We start from the raw sequence: 24,990 nt of genomic DNA, 5'->3' as shown, positions 1-24,990 counted from the left end.
ATGCCTACAGTAGAAACCCAAACCTTTGCTCTGAAACTTCTGACGGATCTTTTTAACCGTGTAAAAAACACGGCAGGAGATCTTCTCATCGACCAAAACTTACTCGGACAGGACCACCTTCCGAAGATTTGGAATACGGTGTTTAATGTGGACCATTTGAAACTCGGTTCCATCCAAGTAGGGGCGCAGGACAGCTCGACAGGCAATTTTACGGTAAGCGGTAAAATCGATCTGATCCCCTTCCAAAACAAGGGAATACAGCTCCAGAATTTGGGAGCGCAAATTCAATTTTATGCCTCTCGGGATTCCACCAAACCCACCGAAACCGTAATAGAATGCGTCATCGATTTTCAAGGTTTGCCCATCGAGTGGGACATCCTTTCCTTATATCCTTATCTTCCCCCATACGTAAATTATCAAACGGATATGCTCGCGGAAGGAGCCCAGGAATCATTCCTCAGAAAAATATCGTTTCAAGATATTCAAACCCGATTTAGTTCCTACGATTTTTGGCGGGTGCAAAACGAAGAGGCAGAGACTCCCGGACTGCAACTTCTTACGACTCTGCCTTCGGATCCCACATTAGGCCTGGAACTCCTACGAGCCGGATTCAATTTTTCTTCGACGATCAAGGCCGAAGGGGATTTTTGGGACGAGGTCAAACTCATTCGGCCGGATCTGAATACGCTTTCCATTTTCGGTGTCATCGGAGTAGACGACCAAGGATCCGGGAGCGTACTCATCGGTCATAGTCTTCAAGAAGTTGCTACTAAGCAGTATCCTTCCGTAAGTATCGGCGGATTAAAGATCGAACTGAGAAGACTTTGTATTTACTCCGGATTGGAGAACATCAGTGGAGCTCCTCCGGGATTCTTTTTCGAGGTTTATCTGGGTCCGGAAGGAAACGGTCTCGATCTGATCGTGCAAACCGGAATCGGCTCTACGAACGCTCGTATTTTAGGAATTTTTGATAAAGGAATCACTCTTTCTGAAATCGAAAATTTATTAGGTCTTTCTAATTTAGCTTCGATGCTACCGGCGGGGCATGAGTTAGGTCAGCTTACGCTGAACTACCTGGAGTTAGGAATTTCGATTTCTCCGATGCGATTGGATACTCTTGAGTTTCACATAACGACGGAAAAACCGATTTCCTTATTTCATGATAAAGTGCAGATCACCCCAACACTTATTTGGAACCGATATTATCCGCAAGGTTCGGATTCTGCGACCACGACGCTCTCGATCGCGGGAGATTGGATTTTAGGCGGAACGGAATTTTACACGTCTTTAGATCCTTCCTCCGGTGGATTTTTCGTATCCATGAAGGCGGACCAAAGCCTTAACGCCGGAGAGCTGATCAATCGTTTCTTTTCAACGAAAGAACTCCCCGACATCGATATAGTCGATTTCGAATTAGATGGGAATTTTAAGGATTCCTCATTTTCATTTGAAATAGACTGCACTACCGATTGGGAAATCGATTTCGGCGGAAACCTTCCGGTTGTATTCAGCCAGCTGGGAATCCAGGGCGAATACGCCCCTCCCGACGGAGACTCGTCGGGCGACCCTACAAGCACAGGCTCGATCGTGGGAATTCTTTTGATCGGCAATTGGAATTTGGATGTGGAGATCGATTGGGGGACTTCCCTCAGTATCGAAGTACAGATTCCGCAGATCAACGTATCCTGGCTGATCGATCAACTATTACATGAAATACATATACCGATCGAGCTTCCGGACTTTACGATCCAAAATCTGGACGTAAAAATCACGCCTAAAACGAAAGAATTTAGCATCCAGGGCGGATCTTCGGATACGATCGATTTCTTTTCGGGATTGGATTTAAAGATAGATTCGTTTCAAGCACAGCGCAAACTTACCGATCCGACCAAAGGCATTTATTCTAGTACTGCGAGCATCAGTATCACTCTGGACGTGGGTGGAGTCGGTCTCGTGCTTTCGGGGACGTACGATTCGAGCTCCTCTTCACAAAACGGAAAACCATCCACAGAATGGAATTTTAAATTACAACAACAGAATACGCCGATCCCGTTCGGGAAGCTTATCGAAAAATTCGGAAGCTGGATCGGCATCGACCTTCCGATGTGGGTAGGAGATCTGAATTTACAACAGTTCTATCTCGAATTCAACGTAGGCACCGCGAACAAATATTTCATCTCGTCCGGAGCCGTTTACGACGGGAGCACGCTGTTAGGAAGGTTCAGCCTCTTCGCCGAAAAAAACGATCCCGCAGATACATATTTGGGAAGCGTACAGGATTACCTAACTTCCATCAACTCAGGAACGTATCAATCTGCCCCGAATACATATTGGGATTACATACTCGACTTTGAAGTAGAGATCAATATTGATGCGGCTAATTTTCCTTTAGTCGGTTCGGAAATCAACTCTATACAAGCGATGAAATTGCAATCCATCGCTTGTGCGATCGCCTCTAGAAAATTCACCCAGGATGAAATCGGCACTCTCGTCAATCGATTGCCACAAGGTGCCTTAATCCCTCCCGTTAAGGATATCGATAAAGGAAAGAACTTTTCCACACACGTACAACTCGGAAGCTCCGTAATGTCGCTCGCTCTGCCTTTGGACGGGCCCCCTACAGGAGGTGGTGGAAATAATTTTCCAGTCGATCCGACCACTCCCCTTCCGCCGAATTATCCCATCACCCCTGCACAGCGAAGTACGGTTGATAAAACCAAATGGTTCGCGTTGAATATTCATCTCGGTTCCGTGACATTGCAAAGAATCGGAGTCCGATTTGAAAACTCGAAAGTCACTTTTCTCTTAGATGCGTACCTTAGTATGGGCGGTATAGAAATCGGCTTAGCCGGATTAGGCGTTACGAGTCCATTCGATCATTTTCAACCTAGCTTCATGCTCGAAGGACTAAGTATAACCTATTCCAATGCGCCTGTTACGATCGGAGGAGGATTCCTGAAAGCTGCCGAAGGATTGTATGAAGGACAGGCGATTCTAGGTCTCACGCAATTTGAACTTTCCGCGTTAGGCGCGTATTCGAACCGTAACGGAACGGTTTCCTTCTTCGTGTATCTGGATTATTCGGAGCCGCTCGGTGGACCTCCTTACTTCTATGTAATGGGTTTAGCCGGCGGGTTCGGCTATAACTTTACTCTGAATGTTCCGGACGTGGATCAAATACGGAATTTTCCGTTCGTACAGATTGCGGAAGGCTCGGAGTCTTCCGCGAATTCCGATCCAGTCGCGATGCTTCAGTATTTGGATGAAAATCGGATCACCGTTCCGAAATCGGGAGAATATTGGTTTGCTGCGGGTATACGATTTCTGACATTCCAGATGATCGATTCGTTCGCTCTCGCCACTGCGCAGTTAGGCGATCATTTCGAATTGGACCTCGTCGGATTATCAACCCTGACTATTCCTCAGGGTGTGTCGAATCCTATAGCGGAAGCGCAAATGGCGCTCAAGGCTTCTTTCGATCCCCAAAACGGGTTCTTCGGAATCAGTGCGCAACTAACTCCAAGTTCCTATGTGTTGTCGAAAGATTGTCACTTAACGGGAGGATTCGCATATTTCATTTGGCTCGGCGGGGACCACGCCGGGGATTTTGTAGTGACTTTCGGTGGATACCATCCAAGTTTCCAAGTCCCTTCCCATTATCCGAATGTACCGCGTCTAGGTATTTATTGGCAAATCGGATCGAATATTAGCATTCAAGGATATTCTTATTTTGCTCTGACTCCAGGATATCTGATGGCGGGAGGCGGATTAGAAGCAGTCTGGAGCTGCGGGGATTTAAGCGCTTGGTTTTCGGCTTACGTTGATTTTCTACTTCGCTGGAAACCCTTTCATTATGACGCGGATTGCGGTGTCGATATCGGAGTTTCTTATAGATTCTCGATCGACCTACTTTTCTATACTATACATATCACTATCACAGTCCACATCGGCGCTGATATTCATTTCTGGGGTCCCGATTTCAGCGGAGTCGCGGAAATTCATCTATGGATCGTTTCATTCTCGATTAGCTTCGGAGATAGCGGCCAACATCCGGATCCGATCAAGTGGTCGGAATTTAAAACGTCCTTTTTGCCGCAACAGAACGGGCAGACTCGCGGATTCGAAATATCCGCGACATCGGGAATCGTCAAAGATCTAAGCAAAGATACTTCTTCGAAAGTGCAATGGGTCATCAACCCCCATACATTACATCTTTCCTTTGCAACGTCGATTCCATTGAGAAAGACCTCGTTCGGAAAAGATACTCTTACTAGCGAGAATCCTACATTCGGCATCGCCCCGATGAATAGAAAAAGTTCCGACATTCTAAATTCGGCGGCGTCGATTACCATCACTAGGGATGGAGAAAGCGCAGAAGGAGATTTTGTTTTAGGACCGCTCTATAAGAACGTTCCGGATTCCCTTTGGGGACAATCCATAAACGCCGATCTGAATTCAAAGACGGTCCTTTCAGGAATTCTAATGGGTTATGAAATCGCTCCGAAGCCGATTCCCAATCCGGCGGTAACTGCAAATATCCCCGTATTCCGATTAGAGTTCGCGGATGACCCGATACTAAATGCCTATGCTTGGGAAACCGTAACGGAACCGAATATAGCAGATCTAAATCCGGAACAACGAAGAGAAAAAATTATTGCGACGATCTCCCAAACGGCTAGCGCTAGATCCGACTTATTTTCTGCCTTCGGTTTTGTCCCGGGAGATTTCGATTTATCGAACCTTTCGAAGGGTTCGGATAATGCCTTCTTGATCGCTCCGAAAATATATTCTTAACGAGAGAACTCATGTCAGATAACAGAACAGTGGAATTCATACAATATCATCGTCCGGATTTGAAATCGGGAGACTACACGATCCAAATACAACACCAAGTCGACTTGGGCTTTGGAGATACGGATTCGTTTTCGGAAACCAAGGTCCTTTCGGTAAGAGGAGAGCGATTCAAAATCGCTTCCGAGGAGATTGTCGCTTACTTTCCTCCCGATGGAAGTTTCGGAGACTTTTCCAATTGTTTACCTCACATTGTAATTTCCAAATCTACCTTACCTTGGGAAAGAACTGCAGGAACGGAAACCAGCGGCACTCCTTGGCTTGCCATTCTCTTAATCGATTCCTCGGAATTCGCACAGGTGAAAACGAATACGGTGACGATTGGAAACCTCGGGTGGCCGCTGGAATCCGGCGACCAGATATCGGATTCATGTCAAACTATTAGCTTACCCAAGAAAATTTTAGATTCGATCATTCCCCTCGAAAGTGAAATGAACCGACTCACTCATGTTCGACTCGTGGAGACTTCGGACAAAGCGACCGCAACGGAAGATGGACCCGGCGAATTTGCGATAGTCGTGGGGAACCGCATCGGGAAACCCGGCTCGGTTAACACCGCATATCTCGTTTCTTTAGAAGGATATTATGATTCTCTAATAAACTCCCGCTATGCTCCTGATTCAATGGGGAATGTCACGCTTGTTTTGCTAAGCAAATGGAGTTTTTCCGCGGAGTCAGAACAATTCACATTCAAGCATTTAGTTTCCAATCTGAATCGAAATCCTTCAACGCCGCGTTTGCCTGACCTTCCCGGACTCTCTACAGTTGCTCAAAACATGGTAAAGTCAGGTTGTCTACCTCTACCGCACCGTTTACGACAGGGGGACAAAACAGTCTCCTGGTATCGAGGACCGCTTGTGCCGTATGCCGTTCCGGTAACGGCCGCCTTTCCCGCCTCTTCCTCAGACGAATTGACTTTATACGATTCCAACAACGGAATCTTTAACCTGTCCTATTCTGCGGCTTGGGAGTTAGGTCGACTCTTAGGGTTGCAAAGTCGTTCTTTCTCTATAGCACTGTATCGCTGGAAACTTTCCCAAAAACGGCAGGATATTTTGGTCGCCGAAAAGGAGTTGATCAGCCAACTTTTCGGCGATCCATCCTTAGCTGCCGCCGATGCGCCCAGCGGATCAGACTGGCAGGACATTATAAACGGTTGGCTGGGAAAACTTTCTCTATTGATCGGAGTTCCCTTTTCCTATCTAGTGCCTGACGAACGAATGCTCCCGATGGAATCGATTCGGTTTTTCGAACTAGATACGAATTGGGTGGATTCCTTAATTGACGGAGCATTTAGTATCGGCCGCTCCACTGCCGGAGATCTTGCAAGCGACCAAAAAACTGCGACTTCGATTCGACAATCCGTCGTGCAAACCTCGATGAAAGTCAGGAAATTATCATCCGGTGCAAATCCCTCTCCTCAAGTTCCTCAAAAGATAGCGGGAGTGCTTCTTCGATCTTCCGCCGTTGCAGGTTGGCCCAATCTCGAAATCAGGGGTTACGCAACTCCGCAGAAAGATGCGAACAATCTCGCAACCGACCAGCTCATATGCCTGCGAATGGATCATCTGTCTAAGGACGTGATACTATGCCTTTTTGCGGGAGAATTACTTCAAGTGGATATCCAACTTCCTTCCGAGGGAGTTCATTTCGGATTAGACTTCGATCAGACATTTAGCAAGGAACTCAGGGATCCGAACGGAGATTTGGAAACTAATTTAATCTTGAATAATATTCCGTTTCGAGATTACACCGGCGTTCTAAATATCGACCTTCTTACGAACGAAATAGTGCAGAAATTAAACGTCACTGCAGATCAATTTACTTCCGCTCAATTCGCAATGCAGATGGTGGAAGGCGTGGATAAGATCAGCTTTCTCAAAACTCAGGAGTAATTCAATCGATGAGCCAGACAAATAATACGTCCTCTTTTTTACTCGTCCCGATTGATTTGGATGCTATGTGCATAGGAAAGGAAGATTCGGAGCAGCGGACCTCTCTCACCGCACCTGCGACTGCAAACTTCGTCACATTACCGTATATGGGCGGCCCACAAGGACCGAATCTTAGCGATCTGTTCGTGAACAAACCTTTTCAAACGGAAAGTTTGCCGTTAAAAATAGGCGTTCATCTTCATTGGGCTCTACCGGATGCACTTACGCAAGGAATGCAGATAAAAAATACGGACACAGGCGCCGTATCTATTCAGTTTCCGAATGTTCCGAATCGATGGTTAGTCACAAGAATACTAACAAGTTTGGATGGAGATGGATCGCAAACGACTCAAAAATCTTGGATCGTGGAATCCGATTTTCTATCTACGGACGCAAATACATATTACGATCACACGAATATTCCCTTTAATAAAGGCGGCAATTTCGCCTTCTCTCAAACGAATCCGCCTTTTCGATATATGGGAAGAGCGATAGAATTGGAAAAATGGTCCGAAAGTCCGGACCCGAATATAGAAAGATTAACTCCTCTTACTGCGATCGGATACGGGGAGCCTCGGTTTGCCTCGTACTATCCGAATTGTAAAACCGTATTCGGATTTCAAGATACATTCGCAGATCAGGTCAATTTTAACCCGGACAACTATTCGATCAGTTATGCTGTCATTGGCTGGTATAACGATCAAAACAATGATCCGATTCATTCATCCAACGATCTTGCTAAAACTTTAGATACCTTCCACTGGGAGCTCCCCGACAAAACTCAGATCGATTCCATTTCACAGATGGCATGCGTGGGAATGCTCGGAAACGTAAAATGGAATCCGACGACGAATTACATAAGTTCCAAAACGGATTTGAGCGCAACTCAAGTCGCCCTTGCAAATACGAACTCGGAAGGATTAGCGAGCCTTCTTTCCGCTTTGATCCAAATACCCGGTTTGAGCAGGAGCCAATTGGAGCGTTTTATCGAGGCTTTGCAGATCGGATATCTAGATAAATTAACGGACGTAGGGGCAATGGCCGACCTGCAACGAGTATTGCATAAAAGCTTTTTCGGTACTAAACAAACGGAAACATTATGGACCATCATCCCGGCCGATCCGAAAACCGAAGACGCAACCGGATTATCGGAGCAAGTCTCTAAAGATCTCAATCAATTAAATCGATATCAAATACAAGCGGATCAAAATTCCGCGCAGATCCTTTCCATAAAAAAACAGGTATTCGCGGATTGGTATAAGTTCATCGCGTCTTTGTATCCTGCAACCGGGAATCCGCCTCCGGTAAGTTCGAATGATATAAGACAATTCATCGAAGCGAATACGGGCGACCAATCGCAGTTTCAAGTTCTCTCCGATAATCTCTCCACGCTTACTTCCGAAATCCAAACCCTTTCGCAAAAAATTTCGGATGAGATCGGAAAAGGATATTCTCTAAAGGCAATCGAAGCGCCTAGATTTTACAAACCCAATGATCCGATAGTATTAATTTCCGGCAAAGATCTTCAGCCCTCGAGCAGGTACGGATTCGACGGCGCGTTTTCTGAGAGCGGTAAGTTACTCTGCCGACTCGACACGCAAACAATCACAGCATTTCAGTTCACGTCTTCGGGAAAATCTTATGCGATAGTATCCGGCCAATTGCCTAAGTACTCCGACATTTCCAATATTCCTTTGGGGAATCTACCCGATCTAGTTCTCTCGGAATTGTATTATTTGGATAAAAGTCAATGGGGAGTCCTTCTGAAAGCAAGTGAAGCATCTTCTATCCCTGGCATCTTGGAACAATTGCGGAGCGAATTCGACTCGAGTGGGTCGGAGACATTTTACAAGAATCATATCGCGTCCGGTGTAATACCTTCACCGTTACAATTTAATATATGGGATCGTCCTTGGCATCCGATTCTTCTCCAGTGGAATTTTGCATTTCGACCATACCAGACGATTGAAACAGTCACCCAAGGAATTGCGCTACCGAACTATATCCCCGATTTTATTCAAAAGAATTGTAAACTTCCTGACGGAGAAACGGACTTAAAATACGGCGGAGAAGGATTGGGACAGGAGCAAAACTATACCGGCGCTACGATACTGACTCCCCAAGCGATTAAGAATTTGAAAGATCGAGTAAACGACTATCAAAAGTATTCCTCGAATCCGATCGTTCAGAAGATCCTCGAACAGGCAGTGAATATTCCGGTTTTGTCGCAGGCACTTTCGGGATTCAACGAAGCATTGGGAATGCAAGCCCAAGAGATGCAATTTCAAGTACACGATCCTTTGGCGCGCGGACTCGAAAGGACATTTAACCAAAAAATACAGAGCTTCGTCAACGGAACGAACGACGCTAATCCCCTGACGGAAATCAACTTTAACCCGATCCGATGCGGGCTTGCGCGTATACAGAAACTAAGAGTGATCGACGCTTTCGGTCAATATCGCGATTATGACACCCCGCCTACGGTAGCCTCCCGTAGCCTTTCTGTTCAAAACGATATTTATCCAGCTTTCCTTCCTCCGCGCTTTGTTCAGCCGGCAAGATTGTTGTTTCGTTGGTTATCGACGTACGACGACGCGGAAGAAATGAATAGCATCAATTCGCCGATCCACGGCTGGATTCTACCGAACTATCTCGACGGGAGCCTGATTTTATACGACCAAGACGGAAATTCATTAGGATCGATCGCAGCTTACGATGATAGCGGTATCTTTTTCGAAAGTTCTCCGGGTAGCAATCCCCTAATTACGATACGAGTTCAGGATGCGGATTTTTCGCAAAAGATGAACCAAACATTCAAAAATTCGCATATTCTGGAATTCGTTTCTAATATTCTAAATAGGAAGGAAACCTTTTTGAAATCGTTCATAAGCACGCTGGACAAATCCCTGCAATTTATAGAACCGCAAAACTACAGCGAGACTACTAGCTTAGTTCAATTCATCGGTCGACCGATCGCGATTGTGAGGGCGAAATTAAAGGTGGAGTTAAAAGGAAATCCGGTTCAAAATCAAAGTTGGGCCTCGCTACATTATAATATTAGCAATCAGAACCGAAGCGATGTCGCGGGCTTCACCCAAGTTTCCTTTCCTCTTAGATTAGGAAGCGCCTTACAATACCAAGACGGATTACTCGGCTTTTATCCGGAAAAAGACGGCAAAACGGATTTCTCCGTTTTCTACTCCTCGCACTCCGACGGCTCCGATTCGACAATCACCATCCCTTCGGAAACAACAATTACCCTTAAACCGGATCCTGCAGAGGATCCTACGACGGTTCTACTTCTCGTCGATCCGCGAGCTTCAATTCATGCCACTACGGGAATCGTTCCCCAAAAAAGGATCGATATCCCGAGATATCATTATGCGCAGGCGTTGGAAAAGATGAGCGTAACGTTTCAAACGGCGCCCGTTTTGACTCCATCGGACCGTCTCCAAGTACCTATACCGCTTATAGCCGGAACGGACTGGACCTGGGTGGAAAAGGAGTCCGGCTCCTGGCAGAATCTTTCTTCGATCGAGAAGGTCCATACTGAGACGAATTTTTCCAGTAATCTGCTATTTAGAGAAGGATGGCTAAAAATAAAAGCTACCGACCCGAAACAAAATTCCAACGGAGAATAAACTTTATGACGATCACTGCAACTAACCGCCTAGCTCTTTCCATATCGCCCGTCGACTCGAATCAGAACGGAATATTATACGTTCCGAATGCGGACGGTGAGTCCGTTTCTAGCGAAAATTATTTTACCTTAACAATTACGAATAACGGAAGTGCACCGATTTCGCTGAAAGGCGGAGAGCCCGTACCCGACGGACAAACTTCGGGAGCGGCCTCCCTGCTCGTCATCTATCTACCGGAGAGCATCGGGGCGGATTCCCTTTCTTCCATCCGATTGAATTCCCCGGCGAACTGGAAGCTAAAGTCGTTTACGGACGACGGAAATTATCTAGTCATTTGCCCGGCTAGCGACTTAACGCTCCCGGCCGAAGGAATCATCTCGCTCACTTTAATCGGTTTCGTCGCCGCTCCGAGGCAAATTCCGCAAAAACTTGCGATCAACGTATTGAATGTGGACGCTTCGGCAATAGGTACCGGAGAATACGACTTCAATATATTCATCCAACAGGTCCCGAAAAAAGGAAATAAGGATCTTAGCATCGAATCGAGAACGATCGACGGGAACATAGTCTTTATCACACCGGGCGGGAATACTCCGAACAGCGAGAATACGGTTAATTTTTATATTCTGAATTCGGGTCGCTCGCTCAACGCAATTCCGGCTAAAGCGAACCAAACGTATATCAGAATTTCCTTCGATACGGGGAAGGGGATGGGGGACATAGCGGAAGCCGCGGATTTGGAAGGAATCACCGTAAATATTCAACGAGCGTACGAAAACGGCTTTACGTTAAATTTCGAACGCATCGGCCAAATTCCCACCTGGAAATTCACCGCGGCAACCGATGTTTTTCTAAACGGTGGAAGTAACGATAGAATCGAATTCAATATCCAGAAGCTGATCACCCATCTATCGCCGGGAATCGCAAAATGTTATATAGAATATTATAATATTCCAGGATACAACGACGGCTATTCCGATTTTACCTTGACAAAGGAATATCCCGAGGCGATTATTACCGGCTTTTTCGCTTCGTCGTACGCAATTGTCGGGGGTACTGAAATCGGGTTGCAATGGGAAACGGAAGGAGCTTCCTATTGCACCTTGGAAGCGGCCACCGGAAGTCTGCTTGACGAAAATAACCAGACAATCCCGGCCTTTCAATCCTTCCCGACTCTCGAATCGGGGATAAAAATCATCCCTGTTCCGCCTGCAGTGATTCCGGCTTCCGGAGGGATCGTCTTTTCCATTTCGCTGCATGCGTTTAGCTTAGATGGAAGAAGTAGCAGCAAAGAATTAGGCATCCAAATTCTTCCGCCCGGCTGCAATCTCTCCGCTTCCAACCTGAATCCGGTTCCACCCGGGACCTCCGTCACGCTCAGCTGGACATCCCAAAATGCACGGACGTTGACGATCGATCCGGGAATCGGTACCGTCAAAGACTCGGGAGATATTATCGTCTCGCCCAAAAATACGACTCGATACACGTTAACGGCTACGGGATTGCGCACGGTAACTTCTTCCGTAGTCGTAACCGTAGACGTCTTAGTGATCAACTATTTTAAGCCCAGCGCATACGTTGTCGGAATCGGGGAACCGGTTACGATCAGCTGGGACGTAGCCTTCGCAATCTCGGTAACTCTGAACGGATCTAAAGTAGCTAGTTCGGGATCTACCGATTTTCCCATGAACAATTTCCAAACCTTCACCTTAGTCTGCCAAGGAAAAGACGGAACCTCGCTAACGCAGTCTTTCGACGTTGAGGTCACGAGCGCAATGTAAGTAGCGAGAGAGAAATCGATTCAAACGCTATACGGCGGGACCACGGTGTAAGCTTGAGAGACGGGACCTCCCGGCCCCTGGGCCGTCACAACAAACGTCGTACTTTGCGGATTATCCCCCGTTCCTGCACCTACGGAAGCGCTTCCCGAAAGCGCAGTGGAGACCACTCCCCCGTTAACGGTGACTTGGCAGGAAACTGCGCGAAGTGTCGTCCAGTTGAAAACGGCCATGGCTTCTTCGAAATAGAATTTATTCGATTCCCATAAACCTCCGACGCTAGTGATCTCGACTCCATCCGTCGCCGTTATGGAAATGGATTGAGAGACAGGACCATTTCCCCCGTTGCAGGTTAAAGTGAAGACTTCGGTCGAACGACTTAAGAAAAGGTCGATGCTTCCTTTACCGGACGGCAATTGGGTTCCGTTAATATCGAGGGTGGTCGCGAATTCCGTATCCCATAAGAAGCCGATCGGATCGCCGATTTTGGCGCTGGACACATTCGCCTGAAAAAGGTTAATCTTAACGGATTGCACCTTCACGGTAACCGCAGAAGTGATCGGACCGTATAATCCCTGAGCGGTGAGCGTATATGTCGTGTCATGCGAAGGAGAAACGTTAACTGAACCGCTCGCGGCTACATTTCCGATCCCTTGATCGATCGAAAGAGAATGGGCGAATTGAGAACTCCAACTTAACTGAACCGAATCTCCTACTTTAATCGGACCGGTCACGGAAGACGCCAACGAGCAGCCCACAGGTTCGATTAAAATTCCTTCTTGCTTGCTATTGCTACGACCGTCCTGGGTAAACGCGGAAATTCCGACCGAGAACAAAATAGGTGAATTAGATTTTTGCAATTGAGGCAAAACAGGGGTGACTTTCAGGCCTGATTCCATTGCCGGAAAAGTTTGATAGGCCTGGATGGTTTGGCCGTTCTGATCCGAAAGACTGCCGATATTCGTACTTAAGGTACAATATTCAGCTCCTTGTGTCTGCCATTGCAACGTGATGGAATCCCCGTAAGCGAGTTGCGACGGCGAGATGAAAAAGGCGCTAATCACCGCGGCAGGGAGTTCTTTTTGTAGGGAGAAAGTCGCATAACCGTCGTTAAATCCTGGGATATTAAAAAATTCTAAATAAACATTGGCGATCCCGGGCTGGATATGACTGACTAAATTATCCAGCTGGAATTCTAAACGATCATTGCTTCCTCCGTTGAGAAAAACGTCCGTACTTGCGGTAAATTTCCAGGTGGGAATGTTCCGAATTCTTTCCACGGAAAGGGAGAATAAATTCTGGTATTCCCGTATCAGCGAAACATTTGCAAGTTCCGCATCGGCAGCGCCGGTCAAATCTCCCAAATCCTGTCCGGTATCAAAGGAAATCCTAATATAGGAGACGTTCGCTGTGGCCGGTATTTGAGCCGCGTTAGGATCGCGATTGGTCAAATAGAAACTGACGGAGTTCGTATTATTCGCGGGCGCATCGGACGGAGTTAAGTAGACGACCGGGGAATTTTCGGCATTTGCGATTAAAATCAAATCCTTGTTCCCCTGCTTCGGCACTTGGAGTATTTCTGCTTGAGTTGAATAGATTCCATCGCCGACAATGGGCGCGTCCAAATTATTCAAGTTAAGATTCAAGGCCTGCGGAATCTGACGAGGAGAGGAAGTTTTGAATCCTGAAAGTTTTAGCGTAAGGCTTCCGTTTGCCGGAATACTTGTATCCGAAACCGGAGCGAGCATTAAGTAGATTCCGTCATCCGAAAAGCATTTTATCTTCCAATTCTCCTGAGGGCTGACCATGACCTCCTCCAAATCGGAGGCGGTAAAAATTTCAGGAAGGAATATGCTAAGCAAAAACGAATTAGAGGGAATCGCCTGATCACCAACCGGATCCCCTTTTTTTAATAGGACAGCTTGCCCGCTAGTATTCATGAGCTGAATCTGGAATGTTTCGCCCGAGGATACCGGATCACCGGATTGGTTGGGGACATAGATGATAGTGTTACCTCGAGAATCTGTGGGAGAAAAAATTACATTTAACGTGCGGCTCATTTTATCCTGCCAATAATAAACGAAAGACTCCGCATCCGTGAAGTCTCTTCGATGACTCAAGCCACTCCGATAATGAAAATCGAAGACTGACTTTAAACCACGAGAATAAAATCATCATGCATGTTCAAATCAAGTCAAAAAAGAGAATTATGCGAAACTTTCAGGACATTATCAAGAGTTGCTTCGGAGTCCACGCAGGCGAGACGAGTGACAAAGTCGTGTTTGATGAATTCCAAGCGAGGGTTGAGAAGCGATCCCGCAGCGCAGTAGCCAAGCCGTACTTAGCCGACAGTCTCGTGTGTCTATAGTTAAAAATCAATCCAAGGATGGCGCCTCGGCGGCCGCTACACAGTGGGCATCTATTACTTACTATAATGATCAGTATATAAATCTAAGACTTTCTTAATCATTGTTTGATATGGAATTCCAGATTTCTTAGATTGATCCTTAAAGAATGAAATGCTCTTTTTACTAAGAATTATCGTAACCTTCGAATTTTCCTCCTTTAAAATAAGCTTATTTGGAGGAGGCAGAAAATCCTCAACAACGACTGAAGACTTTATAGACGAAGAAATTGAAGACGGCGCATCAGTGTATTTTATTTTCTTTTTCATAAATTTTCTTACCTTCTCTCCAGTATCCTGCTCCAAAAATCCGAATTTTATGATTTCTATATGTAAATCTTACCGTTGCCACGAACGAATCAACCAATCCGAAACAAAAGTATCTCTTTTCATTTTCAGACGAATGAGCTTCATCAATAGTAATTACTCGTCTGGCGTCCAAAAATGCTCGTTGGGCTTCGAAAAAATCTAAACCATGTTTTCGCAAGTTTTCATCGTTTTTCGTAGAATCCCACTCAAAATCCATGCACCTAAATAATAGATAGATAATAAATTGCCGTCAATACATATTTTTATACATATAATTATATGTATAAAAAAGGGCCTACCGACCGAGTTCATAAGCGCAGGCTAGGATGCCCGCAATGAATTAGCAAAGGATGTCCGAGCCGTTTCACCAAATCTTTAAAAAACTAAGCATGGACTCCAATCGCATCTAATTTTAAGTTTTATACTTTTTGAATAGAAGAATATTTAAAGCCGGAATTGAAGATATTGCCCGTGAAATTTCGCGCGGCTATTGAAACCTTCCCTAATATTCAACCATTGCATCAGTGTCCTAATCTGGAATTATAAGTTTGAATATAAGAAAAGAATATGTTTCCTCTCTCTCATATTCAAACCGATCTGATTTCTCCGCTAATAATGGGCGGAAACTCACTCTTTTAAACTAAAAGGTCCCGATCCGAAATGAGTAATTAGCAAAGCTCCGCCTAACATCGCAAGATTCTTCATAAACATTGCCTGCTGAATACGGACAGCCGTAGGATCGGTAACGTTCCAAAACTGATGCATCATAACCGTGACTGGTACGAGAAATAACACGATTAACCATGCGCCCCAGGTTGCCTTAAACCCAAGAACAATACTCAAACCGCCAAAAAATGCGATAATTCCCGAAAGAGGAACCGCGATGGAAGCGAACGGGACCCCTAGTTGCGCGGCATGTGCAATTCTTTCCGAAGAGAAATGTCCCGGTCCCGCAACGATAAAAATAGCCCCGAAAAGAATTCGTGCTAACAGTACAATTAATTCCATATTTTTCTCCATTTAATTCTCACGTTTAAAGGTAGTTTAAATGGTTTCAATATTCTTCCTGAGCTTTCTTAGGATTGTCATTAACATACGTTAACATTTTTTCCAGCAAATTGCGCCCGATACTCTAATAAACGCCGTGCTTTTCCGAATTTTTTCGCCATCTAAGCGGAATTTTTTCCTCATTATGCCGAGCAAGAACGTTCAAAATATTAAAGGAATTTAATTTTATATCTAATTCATCATTATCAAAAAGGAATTCGTTTAAACGGCGGTGTTTTCATTCCGCTAGTTTCAACTCCGGGACTGCAAGGGAATACAATCCTCTCGAAGATCGATCGAAAGAAGGAAAATAGACTCTTCCTCCAAAGGGAACAGCGACGGAAATGTCCCTAATCTTGGAACCGTCATGCAAAGAGTAATATAAAGCCTTCTCTGCTTTCGTGTCCAGAACGAGAAAGCCCGTTTTTTTAGAGATCGGCAAAATCCACTGCGGAAGAGGGAGAAGGACGGACTTCATCCAAGGATTACCATGAACAAAGTTGATAAGTCCGGATCTTCGCTTAATGATCCCGGTCCAGATTCGTCCTTTTTCATCCCGTTCGAGGCCATCCGCTAAACCGGGCAAATTTTCAAAGAGAACTTCCGATTTTCCTTCGTTCTTACCTGAGATAAAAGCTCGTAGAATTCTAAATTTGGAAGTCTCAGTAAAAATAACCGACTCCTCCATCCCAGAGGGATTTTCCTCCAAAAGGATTCCGTCTACGAAAGTGAATCCGTTTAAGACCAACGAGACGGATTCTGTTTTTCGGTCGTACATCCAAAGTTTACCATGAGGATACAAGCCGATCGCTTCCGGTACCGCGCCGCTCCCCATTGACGCTGCCGGTCTTTCGAACGGTTCGGTGATATAGATGCGATTTCCATCCGCAGATACGGCAAGATCATTGCAAAGGGAAAACGGTCTGGAGTTGGCGGAAGTTAGGTCTCTTAACAAAATAGGCCGTCTTTCGGAGGATGTATAAACTTTTTCGAATTCTTCTTTTTCCGTTTTCGGGAGATCCAATACCAAAGGTTTTAATTTCTTGGTAGCGATCTCAACCTCATAGAGACCGACCCGATCCGTTTCTTCGTAGGGCTCTCCTCCTAATCTAGAGGCGCAGACCAAAATCTTGTTCTTGTTACTGTCGGAATATTGCATGCCGGCAGGATTTACGGGAGGACGCAACCATTGAGAAGACTTTCCTCTAGCCCAGTCCAGTTTCCAGATCCAGCCGTCCATACTCGACGCATACCCCAGCTTTTTTTCCGAATCAAAAATCAAATCGTCGTGACCGGGCAGATCGGTCATTTCCACTTTCAACCCGTTCAAAAACGGATCCTCCTTTGCCTCTACTTCTAAGATACCCGGCGGGATATCTCCCAACTGATACGCTCCTCCGATTTTGATTTTTTCCGGATTACAGCCGATTACACACGAAATAAGGATAGATATAATAAAATTATGATTTAGTTTCATTTTGCTACTTGCAATTTCCTAACTTTCTTTACATGAGGAACATCTTCGTCCAGCCAATAGGCTCTCTCTTTTTCCACGACTAGGATCTCTTCGAACTTAAAGCCGGTCTTACCTTTGCCGAGATGAGGTTCGATCGCCCATAAGCCGGTTTTATCCCCTTCATGATCGGGAGTTAGAAGTTCCGGTAAGACCTTATGACTTAAAAATTCGAAAGATCCCTGAAAACTAAACCAACTGGCAAAACTGATCGGCAATAAAGGAAAGGATATATTAGGAAGATTTACTTTATATATTCGATGTCCTAAAACCGCGAACGGATATAATGAGTGCACGTTGTCAAAGCCGTTTTGCTTGGCTTCTCGATCGATTTTCCACCAAATCTCCGATGCACTCATAGAAGAGGTGAAGTACCCGGGAATCTCATTTCTAAGCTTCAGAAGATATTCCATTCCGGAATTCAATTCAGGATGTTCGCCTAAAGAGGAGGAGTAGCCTATATCTCCGATGTATCCGTCCACTACGGGAGAAACATCCAGGATAAAGGACTCGCTTGAAGTTAATCTTTTTTTACTGGGATGAAACTGAGTGTACCGTTTAAAACCGTCAAATCTTGCATGCTCTCCGAACCAGGCAAAAGGCCGGTGCAAAAATACCCTTACTCCATGATCCCTTAAAAAAGTATCCATACGTTTTACGGTTTGGATCTCTGTCCATCCTTCCTGCATTTCCTTTTCGATCTCGGTAACACATTGATAGGCAAGTCTTTGAGCTTTTCGAAAACCTTCCTTCTCCTCATCATTCGGAGTCTTGATTGATTCGGAGCGATATCGAGAGATCCTGGAGGATAATCTGGATAAGAATCCTTTTTCTGTTTGTACTGGCATACGTTCTTCTCTATGTTCGACTGAAAAATAGATTAGCAGAACCTGCGCCGTTTGTATTGAATGATTCCGGTATTTTAGAAAATTTTTAAGAGCCGAAGCCTTCGGATTCGCAGAATCGGACTTCGATCGATTTTAAATTACCGAAAAAAAAAGAGGGCACGAATCCGAAATTCTCCTTAAACGTGCGGGTAAAATGCGCAGAATCGGAAAACCCCGCGAAGTGCGCAGCTTCGGTGAGATTTTTTCCTTCCTTTAAAAGTTTCACCGTCCTCATAACCCGGACCCATAATAGATATCTTCTGAGAGGAATTCCTAAATTTTCCTTAAAGAGACGAATCAGTCGATCTTCGGAAATCGAAAAGTCCTTGCCTATCTCTTTCATCCGAATGCTATCCGGCAATTCCGTTCGAATTTTATGCGCGATCTTTTTGACTCTTTCGTCTATCTTCTTTTCCAATTTTCGAAAAGGATATACGCATTGCAACAAGTCAAGATGGAGTTCCCAAGCTTGAGCATCATTTAAATTTCCATAATATAATTCCCACAATCTTTCCATCAAAGGAAGGAACGCGGAAATTTCCAATCGTTTAACCTTTCCTGTTCCTATGAATTCGGAGATAGCTCCGTACTCGTACGTTTCAGGATCGATCAGCAAAGATACCATCTCCACTCCGGGGGAAACCGTTCGATGATAAGTATTCGGTGCGACCAAAGCAACCCTATATTCTTCTTTACCTTTGTCGGTCTCAATACATATGTTCGTTTTCAATGAAACCGCCAAGGTAGCTGCATAATGTTCATGAAAATCGGTTTGCATTGCATTCGTGGCGAATATCACGCGACTGTTCCATAGATAAAGAATGTCTTTACGAGGAAAGTCCATTTACGATTCCAAATCTTCTTCGAATGTTTTAGGCATATTATCCTTGGGATTAACTTCTAACAGAAAAGCTGGACTCCGAACTGTCTTGCGTATGCTGTTGCCGCTCCCAATAACGCACCTTCCATTCCTCCATTCTTTGAGTTAAGTGAGAATAAAGGTGAGACGATTGATGACGTAAGGAAAGATAAAAGAACGAATATGGCCGCGCCCTGGCGGACGGGCTGCTTCGGGTTCGGGCAGTCGCCCTCATCCAACACGCTCTCTCTTGTTATCTTACCTTTCATTTATTTATCCCGTGTTGGACAAAGCCCTGCGCATCCCTCGCGGGATGTGAGCGGCGAATCCATAGTTTTATGAAAGTCTCTGCTTCGAGAAAGCAATAGCCTTACGCTCAAATTCAGAAAGGTTATCCGATATTTTTTCAGCAAATTTTACAACTCCCGCGTAATCATTCCTTTCCCATGCTTTTTTAAGTTCTATATGAAACGGCTCAGAAATAACCGATTTTGTGTATGTAATCGCCATACTATTATATAAATCTAAATAGAAATCAAAATTATTACAAACTTCTTCAACTGCCCTAAGCCAAAAATCGAGATCGTTAACTGGATCTTTTATTTCAATATTCTCAGCAATATCCTGCAAATAAATCAATTGATCCTTCTTTCCGTTAATTCTCTCTATATAAAGATTCGCTTCGTAAGACAATCTATCTTTGAAGTATTTAAGTACAAATTGACCAGTCTTTTCAAATTCAATTGAGTTCGTATTTTTTGCTTTAGTCGTAAAGCCAGATCGGTTTAAAGATAATTCAAAATCGTTTAAACTTTGCTCATTCCATCGTAAAATCATAACTAAACTCATTGTTTTGGTGGCAGCCAGGCTTTTTGTAACGGATCATAAGTCCAACCTCTTGTCCTTAAAGTATATCTTTCTGCATTTAAAAAACTACCTGATTTTGTCGGTTTTAAATTCCCAAAACTATCAACAAATGATTCATATATTGGTTTACCTTTTACCATTTCTTCTCGTAACCGCGAGTAATTTTGTTCCCAGTTCGCCCTTGGATTTCCTTTATTTGGAAGAAGTAAGAAACGATCCCCCTGTTTCCAACCAGATGGATTCGTTGAAGTAGGATCATTCCATTTAAATAAGTTAAGGCCACCTGCTTCACCTTCCTTAGCGGCTGCGGTAACAGCTTTTTCAGCTTCCTTCGCTCCTTGCGCCGCAGCTTTTTCCGTTCCTTCCTTAGAAAGAGATTTAAAACCAAAGTTAAATAGTCCCTTAATTCCGGAGGCAAGGCGACCTAGAGGAATCAAGTCCATCGGGTCAAAAGGGGGATGTTCTATACCGGCAGGAACCCCATCCGCGGGATGAACGGCCACTTCTTTTCCTTTGTTAGTGGTTAACCAATCATGATCTCCACTACCATTGGCAATATTTACGTCTGAAACCCGATTCGGATCAATAGCTCGACCGCTAATATCTACAAACTGGCCACCTTGCTCGTTCGCAAGAAACGTTCTACGATACAGAACTTCATTTGTAAGTGTATTCCGTTCGCTTGGGGAAAGTTCCGAACCGTGTGCGGCTATTAGAGAATCTATATTGTTTAATTTGGATTTATAATCTCCGAAAGAATTAAGGGTTTCAGTATCCGAACCCGTAATCTCATTTTTAATCCACCTATATTTGTTCTCTAAATCTCTAACTGCAGCTACGTGCTCTTGACCCCGAGCGGATTCTAAATTAGGAAATATGCAATCATTGTGAACAAGCACACCGTCTATTCCAACGAAGTAAGTATGATTATACTCGACCTCGAAATTATAAACCTTAGTCTTTTCCTTAACCTCTTCTATCTTAGAAATCCCAAGGGTTCCATTATATTCGTTCGACCAAGACGCTGAGTTAGATCGGGAAGATTCGCTACCGATCGATGCTAAGGATGCTCCAATCGAAACGTTCGAACGGCTTTGGATTAAATGCGAATTACGGATACTCGCTACTGTAACGGACCTTTCATCCGAACCTATGTTTTTAACTTCGGTAAACCCTCTACCTCTCAAATAGAACGGGTGATTAGATGTCGTTGTTACTTCATAGCCATTTTCATACGTGAGTTTATTAACAGATTGAACTTCACGGACAAATAATTGTTTTACTCTCTGGTAAGAGAGCTTACCACTATTTTCATTGATCGATAATACATAATCTCCTACCTGTATTTTCTCTATCCCTTTTAAGCCATCCTTGGTCCGAATGAGTGTCCCTGCCGTAAAACAAGTCCTCTGAACATACTTGCCGGTGTTCTTATCTATAAACCCATTACTATCACTCGCACCTAAACCCGTGCTACCAAGGAAGCTACCCACGACATCCTGAGTTGTTCTTCCCAACCAAGTAGACGCCGAGCTAGGATCGGTTAGAAACTCTCCCGCTTTGGCAAGAGTCGCCAAGACTCCATGCTGATCTGCTGCACTCGCATTCTCATTGTTTAAGATCTCTTTCTGAGGTTCATTTCCCGTTTCTGCTATGGCATTTCTACCGGCCGTTAACTCTGCACGTCCAGCCGTTAAATTCTCGTCCGCTCGCTTCATCGCCAAGTTTTGGTTTAGATCATTATTAAAATTGTCGTTTAGTGCCAAATTTCCAAAACTGCTTGGGTTATGAAGATTCCCTGTGGCTGAAACGACTGTAGCGTTTCTATATGTTGCCGCTACCGTTGTATTTCCTTTACCGTCGATAGTAACTGATCCGCCTACTCCTGAAGCTTCATCCGTATTTTGATATGTTAAACTTGGACCAGTATGTTGGCCGACATTAACCATGAGGCCCTGTCCGCCTTCTGTTCCCCAAACATTTACACTACCGCTGAAGCCCGTATTCGGATTAAAGTTTATATTACCAGCTTTCGTTCCTAATGAAAAAGATGTACTTCCGTGTTGTGAAAAGTTCGCCCCAATATTTGCTTCAGAAGAGCCTATTCCCAAGCCACCGCTAAAACCTGTTTTGGAATTATATGCAACATTAACGTTTACACCGACCTTCCTTGCGTAAGCTCCTGCTGCCCCACTCACCGCTCCGACAAGTGCTCCTTCCACCCCTCCGCTTTCGTAGCCCTGTACCGCCTGTAATGCAGCTTGCCCTACTGCCATCATCTCTGGGCCTGCGATAAATGACGCTGCTATGCTTGCGACTGTCACAAGTCCGGAAGTAATCTCCTGTGTCCTAGCTTTGGCTTTTGCTTTCTTATCCGCCTGTTTTTTCTCAAACCAACTTACGAGTTGAGCTGCCATGTCCGGAGACATTCCAGTTGCGTTGGCTATAGCTGTTGCCATTGCGGTATTCACTTTGTCCTGGATTTGTCCCTTAACCCAGGACTCAAAATTTCCACCCTGGAACAATGCCTGAGCTAAGCTTTTCTGATCGGAAGCAAAACTAGCGGCAGCCTGAGCCGCGTCCTGAAAAGCTTTATCATTCTTTGCGTTTAAAGAATTTAATGCTGCTACTTGAGAATTTAGCGAATTAATTGTAGAGTTATACGAAACATTAAATGAATCAAGATTAGCTTGATTCTGAGAAATTACCGAATCTGTATTCCAAGTTTGAAACAAATCTCCCGCAGCTGCAATTTTAATTGTGGCTGGCGAGGAAAGAAATATATTTTGTTTAACAGTGGCTGCTTCATAGTCGCTCGCGTTTGTTGCATCGCCACCCGCCTTTAATCGAGCGTGTCCATCTTCTATCGAAGTAGTATAGACAATGTTTCCATGGCTATCGACAACCGCGTTACTCCCAAGTGAAGTTGCAATTTGTTGAATAGCGTTTTTATTCTCATCAATCGCTTGTCGATTCAGCTGATTTTCTAAAGCTATGTTAGACGCACCCATTAAAGATTGTTGAAAAATAGATAAAGTATTGTTTAAACTACTTTGATCTATCACTGGCGCTTGGGCAGCCGGAGAAAGAACGGAATTGTCGGAAGGTAAAAGTACCTGTGTAATCTTAGGAGAAACCGAATCTAAGAAGGAGGATTTTAAAGAATCCGTGGAACTACTTGCCACAGGGTTAGTATTAATGACTTGAAAGGAAGCCAATAAGCCATTTTGCCAATTATGTTCTTGAGAATTTAGATTTGCAACTCCTGTAGAATAGGATTGCTGTAAGCTATCAGTATAGATAGCTGCTTGTGCATGCCAAGTCGCGTATTGTGCTTGATAGGCAGAAATTTGTCCCTCCCAACTTGAAATTGATGAAGTGATTGAATTCCAACTATTTAATTCGGTGCTTAAATTGTTTTGGAACCCACTCCAAACTTGCGAATTCGATAATGCATTCTTGTCTTGAAGCTGAATATTAATGCTATAATCAAATTTATCTTCCGCGAAGAAGCCCGTTTGAAGAACAAAACCGCCGAGAAACCCTAAACCTGTAGCATTAAAATCGAATGCATTATAACCTGCTGAAGAATAATAAAGGTCATTGCCAGCATAGCCTGTTTGGATGGGATATACACTATAATTCGTGTAAGCAGTATTGTATCCTTTAAAATCTGCTGAATTTATCTTTAAAATACTGTAGTTGTTCGAGTTAAAATCGTTACCGTACAGATAGTTAATCAACGTGGGGTCTTGATTATTACTTCCACCATCGATGAAACCCTTAATAGCTCCGATAACAGGATTTGCAGAGGATACCCAATTCCCATAATTATATAGATCTTGTAGCCCGTTTAATACCTGCTCCCCATCGAGAACAGTTCCGGTTAGCGATAAATTGTACGGAGTAGCTTTTTGGCTCCAATAAGTGGCATTATTTTGTGCCTGAGTTTCTTGAGCTTGAAGATAAGAGACCATTTGATTTGCAAGTGCCGAGAGCGGACTTCCATTCGCGAGACCCTGACTTAAACTAGTAATCAAGTTTTGCAGATCTAATCCGGATTGGTTCATCGAATTCCAGTTCGGAGTTCCGTTTGGTTTGGTATTATAGAATAAAGCTGTAGTTTGGAGGGAAGTTTGAAGTTGTGAAACCGAAGTCTGCATACCCTGCTTTACAGTATTTTCGTAGCTTTGCAATTGCAGTAGATTCGTCTTATATTGCGCATCGGTTTGGTTTAAAGATGATAATTGTTGCTCATAAGTTCTTTGTAATGCAGTTAAAGAGTCGGAAAAACTTTGCAATCCAGTATTAAGTGCAGTTCTATAATCAGCAGAGTTTGCAATGGCTGAATTCACATTTCCGCTACTCGTAACTACCAGCTGCTGGTTTTGCGTCGTGCTATTCGAAATATTAATCGCTAACTGACCATTAATAAAATTGTCACGTGCATTAGAGAGTTGGGAATCAACCTGATTTAGCCATTGTGTTTCGGCATTATTTTCCTGTGCCCACAAGTAAGCCGAAACCGCATTTTGATAATCTTGTAAACTCGTACCGGAATTAGGGCTTGAGGTAATCGAACTGACGAGCGATTCTATTTCTAAAGCTGAAGCATTCTCCCAATTTGACTTAATAGCGCTGAGTCCTTGGCCGGAAATTGCTTCCCAGTTATTTAAAGAATTGGACTGATTTGCTAGGCTGACAACTTGATCAAGATTTTGTTGTTGAAACTGAGGGGCTACGAAGGTCGGGTAATTATTAAGGTTTTGGGAAAAAAGGGTAGAAAGCGGGAAAAAGAGAACCCAAAAATAGATTGAGAGCATGCTGCATGACATAAGCCTTTCAGGAATGGAATCATGACGAATATATCGCCCTTTTCTAATCATAAAATCCATTCTCC

Annotated in this window: 14 protein-coding genes; 4 read left to right on the top strand and 10 right to left on the bottom strand. The window is 44.3% G+C overall.

Annotation, left to right across the window (positions count from 1 at the left end; all coding sequences use genetic code 11):
- From LEP1GSC050_RS16285 to LEP1GSC050_RS16270, 4 genes are read left to right on the top strand one after another with little or no spacing between them, the layout of a single operon-like run.
- Entirely contained in the window at positions 1-4,794 is a 4,794-nt protein-coding gene (locus LEP1GSC050_RS16285; RefSeq protein ID WP_010568813.1) for a DUF6603 domain-containing protein, read from the top strand.
- A gap of 11 nt (positions 4,795-4,805) precedes the next feature.
- Positions 4,806-6,746 carry a hypothetical protein gene (locus LEP1GSC050_RS16280; protein WP_010568812.1) on the top strand — a complete coding sequence of 647 codons (1,941 nt, stop codon included), beginning with the start codon at positions 4,806-4,808 and terminating at the stop codon, positions 6,744-6,746.
- 8 nt (positions 6,747-6,754) lie between these two features.
- On the top strand, positions 6,755-10,426 hold the full coding sequence (locus LEP1GSC050_RS16275; protein ID WP_010568811.1) for a hypothetical protein: 3,672 nt from the start codon (positions 6,755-6,757) through the stop codon (positions 10,424-10,426).
- Between the two features lie 5 nt (positions 10,427-10,431).
- Complete coding sequence (locus tag LEP1GSC050_RS16270; protein ID WP_020987453.1) at positions 10,432-12,207, top strand: hypothetical protein; 1,776 nt, start codon at positions 10,432-10,434, stop codon at positions 12,205-12,207.
- A 20-nt stretch (positions 12,208-12,227) separates the two neighbouring features.
- Here LEP1GSC050_RS16270 and LEP1GSC050_RS16265 read toward each other — a convergent pair whose 3' ends face one another.
- The 10 genes from LEP1GSC050_RS16265 to LEP1GSC050_RS16215 all read right to left on the bottom strand — a co-directional run bounded on the left by LEP1GSC050_RS16265 (position 12,228) and on the right by LEP1GSC050_RS16215 (position 24,985).
- The gene (locus LEP1GSC050_RS16265; protein ID WP_010568809.1) at positions 12,228-14,324 is read right to left on the bottom strand and encodes a hypothetical protein; all 2,097 of its coding nucleotides are present in this window, start codon (positions 14,322-14,324) and stop codon (positions 12,228-12,230) included.
- A 302-nt stretch (positions 14,325-14,626) separates the two neighbouring features.
- On the bottom strand, positions 14,627-14,914 hold the full coding sequence (locus LEP1GSC050_RS21150) for a CopG family transcriptional regulator (protein WP_084695326.1): 288 nt from the start codon (positions 14,912-14,914) through the stop codon (positions 14,627-14,629).
- Positions 14,853-15,134, bottom strand: coding sequence for a BrnT family toxin (locus tag LEP1GSC050_RS16250; protein ID WP_020987615.1), 282 nt, complete (start codon positions 15,132-15,134; stop codon positions 14,853-14,855). Before LEP1GSC050_RS16250 ends, LEP1GSC050_RS21150 begins: the two co-directional genes overlap by 62 nt.
- A gap of 410 nt (positions 15,135-15,544) precedes the next feature.
- Complete coding sequence (locus tag LEP1GSC050_RS16245; RefSeq protein WP_020987506.1) at positions 15,545-15,925, bottom strand: DoxX family protein; 381 nt, start codon at positions 15,923-15,925, stop codon at positions 15,545-15,547.
- Between the two features lie 277 nt (positions 15,926-16,202).
- Entirely contained in the window at positions 16,203-17,441 is a 1,239-nt protein-coding gene (locus tag LEP1GSC050_RS16240) for an SMP-30/gluconolactonase/LRE family protein (protein ID WP_010568804.1), read from the bottom strand.
- Positions 17,438-18,325 carry a M24 family metallopeptidase gene (locus tag LEP1GSC050_RS16235; RefSeq protein ID WP_010568803.1) on the bottom strand — a complete coding sequence of 296 codons (888 nt, stop codon included), beginning with the start codon at positions 18,323-18,325 and terminating at the stop codon, positions 17,438-17,440. Before LEP1GSC050_RS16235 ends, LEP1GSC050_RS16240 begins: the two co-directional genes overlap by 4 nt.
- A gap of 85 nt (positions 18,326-18,410) precedes the next feature.
- Entirely contained in the window at positions 18,411-19,208 is a 798-nt protein-coding gene (locus tag LEP1GSC050_RS16230; protein ID WP_020987788.1) for a helix-turn-helix transcriptional regulator, read from the bottom strand.
- A gap of 56 nt (positions 19,209-19,264) precedes the next feature.
- Positions 19,265-19,492 (bottom strand): hypothetical protein, encoded by a 228-nt coding sequence (locus tag LEP1GSC050_RS16225; RefSeq protein ID WP_010568801.1) that lies wholly within the window; start codon positions 19,490-19,492, stop codon positions 19,265-19,267.
- 67 nt (positions 19,493-19,559) lie between these two features.
- Entirely contained in the window at positions 19,560-20,072 is a 513-nt protein-coding gene (locus LEP1GSC050_RS16220; protein ID WP_010568800.1) for a hypothetical protein, read from the bottom strand.
- The gene (locus tag LEP1GSC050_RS16215; RefSeq protein WP_010568799.1) at positions 20,069-24,985 is read right to left on the bottom strand and encodes a TIGR04388 family protein; all 4,917 of its coding nucleotides are present in this window, start codon (positions 24,983-24,985) and stop codon (positions 20,069-20,071) included. The genes LEP1GSC050_RS16220 and LEP1GSC050_RS16215 overlap by 4 nt, the downstream gene beginning before the upstream one ends.
- Positions 24,986-24,990: the final 5 nt, after the last annotated feature.

Origin of the sequence: Leptospira broomii serovar Hurstbridge str. 5399 (assembly GCF_000243715.2) — a bacterium.
GTDB classification, from domain to species: domain Bacteria; phylum Spirochaetota; class Leptospiria; order Leptospirales; family Leptospiraceae; genus Leptospira_B; species Leptospira_B broomii.
Note: the sequence above shows the minus strand (reverse complement) of the source record. Positions and strands in the feature narration are given on the sequence as shown.